We start from the raw sequence: 8,147 nt of genomic DNA, 5'->3' as shown, positions 1-8,147 counted from the left end.
TAAGGTTTTAAACTGATATACAAGTTTACTTAGCATTATTTCACTTAACAGTTTCATTTTTAAGCCTTTTAAAAAATTTTTCCAAAGATTCTCTTATATCCTTACGGTTAAAAGCAAGAGGCGAAGGATGGAAACACAAGCCTATTTTATATCCGTGTATATTGTAGATTCCGCACTTTTTCAGATTTTTCACCTCTTTCGCCCAGGGTATGTACGAAAACGCCTTTATTGCGGAATTGCCCAATAAAATTATAAGCTCGGGTTTTACGATTTCAATTTCTTTTTCAAGAAGTTTCGCCCCCGTTTTAAGTTCCTCCGCCTTAGGTGTTCTGTTTTTTCCCCTTTCGTACGTTCTGAAAGGAAAAGCGTTCGTTATCAAAAAGTCCCGGGTTCTGTTTAAACCGCTTTTTTCAATAAGATACGTAAGATTTTCACCGGCTTTTCCTACAAAAGGCCGTTTCAGTTTCACTTCATTAGCCCCGGGCGACTCACCTATTATCATTATGGGATTGTCTTTTTTTTCTCCGATATACGGATCAAAAACATCGGTAAAATCTATATTTTCACTCAGATGCGCATTAATAAACCCTTTTCTTTTTTTATAAAAATCCAGCAGTTTTTCTTTCCAATTCATTACTTCTCCGATTGTTTTTTATAATTATACCAACCCCGAAAGCAAATATTGTTTTGAATAAAAAAACCGGACAACAAAGGTAAACGCCGCATTTTAATCACAAAAACATTACATAAATTATGTATTTTTAAAAACTGAAAATTTCCTATATTAAATCTCTTCCCGTTGTTTATTTTCCATTTTACGATAAAACAACAACATTGAATCAAAGTGTCTGTCACTTATATTGTAATCCATTGTATTCCGCTTTTCAGGCCTTCAGGTTTATATTTCCGCCTTTGCCTGTGGCAGCCGCCGCCATTTCTTCTATTTTTTTTGTGTTCTCAAAGGTTTTTTCCAATATGCCGCCAAGTATATTTTTAACGACATCCTGAGCTTTTTTCTGAACGTCCGCCGCTATTGCGGCCCTCATATCAGCGCTGCTTACCTGCATAATAATCCTTTATCAATTTTACGGTTTTTTGTAAATTATCGTTTTGTATTATTATATCGGCAAGTTCCGCATATATTTTATCCCTTTTTTTAAAAAGTTCCTTCGCTCTTTCTATATTATGAAAAAGGGGTCTTTTTTCAATTTCTTTTTCATTCATTCTTTTTAAGATCTCCTCGAATTCAACCCTTAAATATATAACTTTCCCGGCCTCTTTAATTTCGGGAATATAAACCGGAAAACCCCCTCCGACAGATATAATTGTATTTTTTACGTTACATTTAATCCACTCAAAACATCTTTTTTCCATTTTCCTGAAAGACTCCTCCCCCTCTTTTTCAAAAATCTCTTTTATGCTTCTGTTTTCAAAACTTTCTATAAGAATATCCGTATCAAGAAAATAGGTGTTAAGCTCCCTTGCCAGAATCCTGCCCGCTGTAGATTTTCCGCTGCCCATAAAACCGGTTAAAATTAAATTTTTATCTGAGCTCAATTTTTATACCTTCGTCCGTTTTTTTAATTTTATACATATATTTTGCGTCAAAGTATATTACTACCCTGTAATATCCGCTGTGGTTTCCGACAACGACTTTCTTTACTATCGAATTTTTCAGATATTTCTTAACGGTCAGAAAATCCGCGTTTCTTTTAAAATCCAGCACTATTCTAAAGGGCTTTACAAGAAAAAAACTTCTCAAAAGCGCATCTTTCGTCTGAATAAATATTTTTTTATCTTTAACGTACATATTAAACAGGTTTAAAAATATCAGCCTTTTCATAGGGAATTTTTTAGGGGAATGCATTATATAAATAGGTTTGTGAAAATCTATATGTTTATTTATTTCAATCTCTTTTTGTTTTATATCACCGTTGATATTCTGGTACACAAAAACGATTTTTTTTAAAACTCTGGCATCTTTAGGCAAAAAAACTTTCGCTTCTTTAAAATAAGAGGGCTTTATAATTATAACGTCCTGAGGCTTTACCACCGGTTGAAAGGGATTCATCCTGCAAAACAAAAAAGAAACCGAAATAAATAATATAAGTTTTTTCACTCTCCGCCTTGCAATTCTTTTAATTCGAAATACTCTTTTTGCAGCTTTTCATTTCTTTTTTTCAGCGTTTCGACGTGTGTTTTTAATTCTTTGTATTCGCTTTGCAAATCCAAAAGCCTGGTGTAAGATCTTTCCCCGAAAAGAAGATCATACACGTAAAATGCGAAAATAAAAGCGGCTATCACTACTATTATCATCTTAAAATCAATCTTTTTATATACCAAATCGTCAAAATCGAACACTTAATCCCCCCCCGGATGAAAACAAAAAAGTTTTCATCTTTTAAAACAGTTCTTTTCCTATATATTCGCTTCCCGCCATACTTCTCGCTATTTCAAGAAGCCTGTTGTATTTTGCGTTTCTTTCACCTCTTGCAGGTGCCCCCGTTTTAATCTGTCCGCTGTTCATACCGACGGCAAGATCCGCAATAAAAGCGTCTTCGCTTTCACCGCTTCTGTGGGACACCACACAGGTATATCCGTTTCTGTACGCAAGTCTCATCGTCTGCATGGTTTCGGTTACGGTTCCTATCTGGTTGAGCTTGATAAGTATTGAGTTCGCAACACCCAACTCTATCCCTTTTTGAAGGATCTTTTTGTTCGTAACAAACAGATCGTCACCCACTAACTGTACCTTGTTACCGAGTTTTTCCGTAATAATCTTCCATCCGTCCCAGTCTTCCTCGGCAACACCGTCTTCGATGGAAACGATAGGATATTTTTCACATAAATATGCATAATAATCCACAAGCTCTTCGGCGCTTAACGTTTTGTTTTCACCGGCAAGAACGTATTTCCCGTCCTTATAAAATTCGCTGCTTGCAGCATCAAGGGCTATATTAACCTCATCACCCGGTTTGTACCCGGCTTTTTCTATCGCTTTTAAAATATACTCGATAGGCTCTTCGTTGTTTTTAAAATTAGGCGCAAAACCTCCCTCGTCTCCCAAAGCGGTATTGTGCCCGTCTTTTACCAAAAGTTTTTTAAGAGTATGGTAAATTTCACTGCTCGCCCTCAGAGCTTCCGCAAAATCGTCAAATCCGGTCGGCATAATCATATATTCCTGCAAATCCACATCATTGTCTGCATGTGCACCGCCGTTGATTATATTAAGCATAGGTGTCGGCAAAATTACCGCATTGCTTCCCCCGAGATATCTGAAAAGAGGCATATTCAAAGAAGCGGCAGCCGCTCTTGCCACCGCCATGGAAACTCCCAAAATCGCATTAGCGCCCAGCTTGCTTTTGTTTTCCGTTCCGTCGAGTTCCAGCATAATAGCGTCAATTTCCGCCTGATCAAAAGGCGAAACGCCTATAAGTTCGTTTGCGATAAGCGTATTTACGTTTTCACACGCTTTCAAAACACCTTTTCCGAGATATCTCTCTCCCCCGTCTCTGAGCTCAAGGGCTTCGTTTACTCCCGTGCTCGCACCGCTCGGCACTATTGCGCTTCCCCTGCTTCCGTCGCTTAAAACAACACTCGCTCTTACGGTAGGGTTCCCCCTCGAATCCAAAACTTCATCCGCAAAAATATCTTCGATAAAAATCATTTACTCTCCTTTTAAGTTTAATTCGTCTTCATTTTTTTCAATGGTTTCAATCATATGTGAAAGTTCCACACCCAAAGCCTCTTTTATTTTTTCCTCTATTTCTTTCGCAAGTTCGGGATGGTTTTTCAGATACTCTTTTGCGTTTTCTTTTCCCTGTCCGAGTCTTGTGGCGCCGTAACTGAACCATGAACCGCTTTTATCGATAATGTCGAGTTTCACGCCGTAATCGAGCAGTTCCCCCTCCCTGCTTATACCTTTGCCGAACATTATGTCGAATTCGGCTATCCTAAAAGGAGGGGCCACTTTGTTTTTAACTACTTTCACCTTCGTTCTGTTGCCCACTTCCTTGTCGGCCTGTTTCAGGGTAGCTATTCTTCTTACGTCAAGCCTTACGGAGGAATAAAATTTAAGCGCGTTTCCTCCGGTCGTGGTTTCCGGGGAACCGTACCCCATCATTCCTATTTTCATTCTTATCTGGTTAATAAAAACCACCGTCGTATTCATTTTATGAATAGCGGCTGTGAGTTTTCTCAGCGCCTGGCTCATAAGCCTCGCCTGAACTCCGACCTGCGCGTCACCCATATTCCCCTCTATTTCCGCCTTAGGCGTAAGGGCCGCCACGGAATCTATGACTATGATGTCCACAGCCCCGCTTCTTGCAAGCGTTTCGACTATTTCGAGAGCCTGTTCACCGTAATCGGGCTGTGAAACAAGCAGATTGTCCACATCCACCCCTATATGTTTTGCATAAATAACGTCAAGAGCATGTTCCGCATCGATAAAAGCAGCAATACCCCCCTCTTTTTGAGCCTGCGCTATAATCGAAAGCGCCAACGTAGTTTTACCGCTGCTTTCCGGTCCGTAAATTTCGGTAATCCTGCCTTTTGGAATACCCCCTATTCCAAGTGCGAGATCAAGTCCGAAACTGCCTGTGGGAATCGCCGCTATAGGTTCGATTTCCTTGTCGCTGAGCTTGACAAGCGAACCTTTACCAAACTGCTTGTCAATCTGTTTCATAGCGAGTTCCAGCGCTTTTTGCTTGTTCGCATCCATTTAAATCCTTTTATATAATATTATGTAATTATATCAAAAAAGGTTAAAAGAATAAGAAAGCTCAAAAGAAGACAAAAAGGGCAAAAAGCGCGGTTTGTTTTACCTGCCGGTATTATGGTATAATTTAACGAAAAGGCAAAAAACAAAACTTATATCAATAAAAAACGGAAAATGATTAAAATTATGAAACACATTAATTCACCGGCAATTGATATTACGGAAACAGAAAAACGTTGCAGCTTAAATTAGTGTAAAACGAGCGGAGGTGGAACGTTTGCACCCTTTTTACAAATAGGAGATCTTATTAAAATAAGAATGTTTATCAGCCCTTTTATGGACTGGGATAAAAAATTTATGTCTGTTTTAAAAACGAACAAAAAGGATACGTTTTGAAAAATTACACCATTGCGCATTCCCCAGACGCCGACGATATATTTATGTACTATGCAATTAAATTCGGCTGGATTACAAACAATAAATACAATTTTAAAAACATCGCCGAGGATATAGAAACCCTTAATCAAAAAACCCTTAAAAACGTTTACGACGTAAGCGCAATAAGTTTCGGCGTCTACCCTTTTATAAAAAACGAATACGCCCTTTTACGCACAGCCGTAAGTTTCGGCTACGGTTACGGTCCTAAACTCGTAAAATTAAAAGGCAAAAAACTAAAACCCAATTTCAAAGTCGCCCTCAGCGGAGAATACACCACAAACGCGCTTATTTTCAAAATAGCATATCCGAAGGCAAGAATCGTATACAAAAATTTCCTCGACATCGAAAACGCCGTGTTAAACGGTGAGGTAGACGCCGGGGTACTGATACACGAAAGCATACTCACATTCGACGAAAGGCTTGAAGTGGAAAAAGAACTGTGGGATATATGGACGGACATCGCGGGAGATGTTCCGCTTCCCCTCGGGGGAATGGCAATCAGACGCTCCATTCCCCTAATAAACGCCATAGAAATAGAAAACATACTCACAAAAGCCGTAAAAGTGGCGAATATGCACAAAAAACTGCTCGCAAAAATGCTGCTGCAGAGAAACCTCGTAAGGGTTGAGGGGGATACGCTTGAAAAATACCTCTCCCTTTACGCAAACGACAAATCCGTCGCGCTTGACGAAGAACAGATAAACGCAATCAACAGACTTTACGAAATAGGATACAAAGCCGGGCTGCTGCCGCAAATTAAAGACGTAAGAGAATATATGATACCGCAGGAATACAAAAATTTAAGATTTAACGAAAAAAATGAAAAATCAAGAATTTAAAGAGTGGTTTAAAAGAAACGAACTTGCCCTAAAATGCAAACCGCGTACGCAAAGGGCGAGTTACACAGAATTTTTCGAAGGCGAATTTAAAGGTGAAAAAGTCCCTGAGTTCAAAAGAGGGGAAATTTATTTTGCAAAACTGACAGACAGCGCCAAAACGAGACCGTTTTTAATATACCAAAACGATTTTTTAAACAGGGCGTGTTTCGAAGGTGTTTACCATACCGTTGCGGTTCTGCCCCTTTCCGGACAGATTTTGGGGGGAGATTACAGAATATTTATAAAAAAAAGGGACAATATGAGCCGAGACAGCGAAATAGTGGCCACCGCAATCGGTATAATATCAACCGGGAAAATTATTTTTTCAAAAGGGTTGATTACAACATTGAACGATGAGGAAATGAAACGGGTCGACACCGCCGTAATGAACGTATTAGGAATTAAAAATGCAGTCTGAAATAATAGCCCTTGCCGTACAGACACTGAAACTCGCACTTCTTTTAGCCCTACCGGCCCTTGTGGTCGGAATGATTATAGGTCTTTTGATTTCCATATTTCAGGCGACAACACAGATTAACGAAATGACGCTCAGTTTCGTTCCGAAAATAATAGCCATAGCCGTAGTGCTTATTCTGACAATGCCGTGGATGCTTAACGAAATAACCGATTTTACAAAATACGTATTTTCCCTTATACCGACTTTTCTCAGATGATTTTCGCCTTATGTATTACCACATCAAAGGTTTTTAAATGTTAATAGATTTTTCAAAAATATCGAGTATAAAAATTGGACCGCTTATCGACGTAAAAACCGTTGACGAAAACAGCTACGAAGGTGAATTCATAATAGGGGGCGCAACCAACACCCTTATTTCGCCTGATGCAAAAAATTTAGGGGTTTTAAAAGATATTTACCGCTATATAAAAATCAAAAACGGATATATGTATGTAGGTGCGAAAACAAAAAACATAACCCTTTACAACTTCTGCAAAAAAAACAATATAGGGGGGTTTGAATTTTTATCCAAACTTCCCGGTACGGTGGGAGGAAGCGTAAAAATGAACGCAGGTGTGAAAAACTACGAAATATCCGAAAAACTGCTTGCACTAAAAACCGCCTCCGGCATAAAGGAAAAAAAAGACTACACTTTTTCATACAGGTTTTCGGATATAAAAGAGCCCGTATTCGAAGTTGTTTTTAAAATTGAAAAAAATTTTGACTACATTCTTGATTTGAAACTAAAAAAACTGCGTTCAAACCAGCCGAAAGAACCGAGCTTAGGAAGCGTGTTTAAAAACCCGAAAGGCGATTACGCCGGCAGGCTGATAGAGGCAGTGGGAATGAAAGGAACGGCAAAAGGCGGGATAAAAGTAAGTGAGAAACATGCCAATTTCTTTATCAATACGGGAGGAGGCAGATTCGAAGATATGGTTTTTTTAATCAATGAAGCAAAAAAAAGGGTCTATGAAACATTCGGCATAACGCTCGAAGAAGAAATAAAAATCATTTAAAAACTTATCTCCTCCTGAATATCCTCATCACCCCATTTTTTAATACAAAGTTCTCTTAGTTTTCCATGTGTCGAAATTTTAAGATTTTTACAATTAATTCTGTATTTAATCAGTCTGTTATCTTTATCAAGTGTAATTCTTAATACTACTTGAGGAGTCGCATATGTCATATCTTTCAAATCATAAGTTCCGTCTTTATTATAAGAACCTATAGTAGTATAATGCCATACTAATCCTTTAACTAACTCCCCTCCGTAATAATTATTAGTATCCGTTTTTAAGTTATCAATTTTTAAAACATCCCCTAATTTAAAAGAAGTATTATTTTCTAAATCCATATAGTTCGAAGCTAACTCTACAGCATGTCTAATACCAGTCGTAAGAGTATAAGAAACACTTTCTATAACGCTGTGCGCCTTTAAATTAAAAAATTTAGGTAACACAAACGATGAAACTAACCCTATTATCACTATAACGAATATAATTTCTATTAATGTAAACGCTTTTTTCATTTGGCACTGACCGAATAACATCATTTAACACCTTTTAAATTAAGATTAACAAAGAACATAGCGAGTCGATTATCTAAGCACTCAAAAGATTTAGAATGTGCCTTTGTTTTTCTTACTAAATATGATATT

Annotated in this window: 12 protein-coding genes; 4 read left to right on the top strand and 8 right to left on the bottom strand. The window is 38.1% G+C overall.

Translation table 11 applies throughout. From position 1 onward, the window contains the following. Nucleotides 1-40 precede the first annotated feature (40 nt). From ACXJIE_RS07530 to recA, 7 genes are all read right to left on the bottom strand, one after another. Nucleotides 41-634, bottom strand: coding sequence for a uracil-DNA glycosylase (locus tag ACXJIE_RS07530; RefSeq protein ID WP_456480355.1), 594 nt, complete (start codon nucleotides 632-634; stop codon nucleotides 41-43). Nucleotides 635-884: 250 nt separating this feature from the next. Next, nucleotides 885-1,067 (bottom strand): shikimate kinase, encoded by a 183-nt coding sequence (locus ACXJIE_RS07525; protein WP_456480354.1) that lies wholly within the window; start codon nucleotides 1,065-1,067, stop codon nucleotides 885-887. Then, nucleotides 1,048-1,557 (bottom strand): shikimate kinase, encoded by a 510-nt coding sequence (locus ACXJIE_RS07520; RefSeq protein WP_456480353.1) that lies wholly within the window; start codon nucleotides 1,555-1,557, stop codon nucleotides 1,048-1,050. Before ACXJIE_RS07520 ends, ACXJIE_RS07525 begins: the two co-directional genes overlap by 20 nt. Further along, nucleotides 1,544-2,119, bottom strand: a complete 576-nt coding sequence (locus tag ACXJIE_RS07515; protein WP_456480352.1) for an AMIN domain-containing protein — start codon at nucleotides 2,117-2,119, stop codon at nucleotides 1,544-1,546. The genes ACXJIE_RS07520 and ACXJIE_RS07515 overlap by 14 nt, the downstream gene beginning before the upstream one ends. Continuing rightward, entirely contained in the window at nucleotides 2,116-2,361 is a 246-nt protein-coding gene (locus tag ACXJIE_RS07510; protein WP_456480351.1) for an FtsB family cell division protein, read from the bottom strand. The genes ACXJIE_RS07515 and ACXJIE_RS07510 overlap by 4 nt, the downstream gene beginning before the upstream one ends. A gap of 40 nt (nucleotides 2,362-2,401) precedes the next feature. Then, nucleotides 2,402-3,667 (bottom strand): phosphopyruvate hydratase, encoded by a 1,266-nt coding sequence (eno, locus tag ACXJIE_RS07505; RefSeq protein WP_456480350.1) that lies wholly within the window; start codon nucleotides 3,665-3,667, stop codon nucleotides 2,402-2,404. Further along, nucleotides 3,668-4,720 carry a recombinase RecA gene (gene recA, locus ACXJIE_RS07500; protein ID WP_456480349.1) on the bottom strand — a complete coding sequence of 351 codons (1,053 nt, stop codon included), beginning with the start codon at nucleotides 4,718-4,720 and terminating at the stop codon, nucleotides 3,668-3,670. A 389-nt stretch (nucleotides 4,721-5,109) separates the two neighbouring features. Here recA and ACXJIE_RS07495 point away from each other — a divergent pair, with 389 nt between their 5' ends. Genes ACXJIE_RS07495 through ACXJIE_RS07480 form a run of 4 tightly spaced genes read left to right on the top strand, consistent with a single transcriptional unit; the run spans nucleotide 5,110 to nucleotide 7,506 of the window. Further along, nucleotides 5,110-5,994 (top strand): menaquinone biosynthesis family protein, encoded by an 885-nt coding sequence (locus ACXJIE_RS07495; protein ID WP_456480348.1) that lies wholly within the window; start codon nucleotides 5,110-5,112, stop codon nucleotides 5,992-5,994. Next, nucleotides 5,975-6,451 carry a type II toxin-antitoxin system PemK/MazF family toxin gene (locus tag ACXJIE_RS07490; RefSeq protein WP_456480347.1) on the top strand — a complete coding sequence of 159 codons (477 nt, stop codon included), beginning with the start codon at nucleotides 5,975-5,977 and terminating at the stop codon, nucleotides 6,449-6,451. Before ACXJIE_RS07495 ends, ACXJIE_RS07490 begins: the two co-directional genes overlap by 20 nt. Further along, nucleotides 6,441-6,707, top strand: coding sequence for a flagellar biosynthesis protein FliQ (gene fliQ, locus ACXJIE_RS07485; protein ID WP_456480346.1), 267 nt, complete (start codon nucleotides 6,441-6,443; stop codon nucleotides 6,705-6,707). Before ACXJIE_RS07490 ends, fliQ begins: the two co-directional genes overlap by 11 nt. A gap of 37 nt (nucleotides 6,708-6,744) precedes the next feature. Then, a complete protein-coding gene (locus ACXJIE_RS07480) occupies nucleotides 6,745-7,506 on the top strand; it encodes a UDP-N-acetylmuramate dehydrogenase (RefSeq protein WP_456480345.1) in 762 nt (253 codons plus the stop codon). On the opposite strand, the gene ACXJIE_RS07475 is transcribed toward ACXJIE_RS07480, so the two are convergent. Next, a complete protein-coding gene (locus tag ACXJIE_RS07475) occupies nucleotides 7,503-8,042 on the bottom strand; it encodes a prepilin-type N-terminal cleavage/methylation domain-containing protein (RefSeq protein WP_456480344.1) in 540 nt (179 codons plus the stop codon). The genes ACXJIE_RS07480 and ACXJIE_RS07475 overlap by 4 nt on opposite strands. Nucleotides 8,043-8,147: the final 105 nt, after the last annotated feature.

This window comes from Nautilia sp. (assembly GCF_053994455.1).
This window is presented reverse-complemented; position numbering and strand designations above follow the sequence as displayed.

Excerpts from the sequence above, each read along its gene's own strand:
- recA (WP_456480349.1), bottom strand. The coding sequence starts at position 4,720 with ATGGATGCGAACAAGCAAAAAGCGCTGGAACTCGCTATGAAACAGATT.
- ACXJIE_RS07490 (WP_456480347.1), top strand. The coding sequence starts at position 5,975 with ATGAAAAATCAAGAATTTAAAGAGTGGTTTAAAAGAAACGAACTTGCC.
- eno (WP_456480350.1), bottom strand. The coding sequence starts at position 3,667 with ATGATTTTTATCGAAGATATTTTTGCGGATGAAGTTTTGGATTCGAGG.
- ACXJIE_RS07525 (WP_456480354.1), bottom strand. The coding sequence starts at position 1,067 with ATGCAGGTAAGCAGCGCTGATATGAGGGCCGCAATAGCGGCGGACGTT.
- ACXJIE_RS07475 (WP_456480344.1), bottom strand. The coding sequence starts at position 8,042 with ATGATGTTATTCGGTCAGTGCCAAATGAAAAAAGCGTTTACATTAATA.
- ACXJIE_RS07480 (WP_456480345.1), top strand. The coding sequence starts at position 6,745 with ATGTTAATAGATTTTTCAAAAATATCGAGTATAAAAATTGGACCGCTT.
- ACXJIE_RS07530 (WP_456480355.1), bottom strand. The coding sequence starts at position 634 with ATGAATTGGAAAGAAAAACTGCTGGATTTTTATAAAAAAAGAAAAGGG.
- fliQ (WP_456480346.1), top strand. The coding sequence starts at position 6,441 with ATGCAGTCTGAAATAATAGCCCTTGCCGTACAGACACTGAAACTCGCA.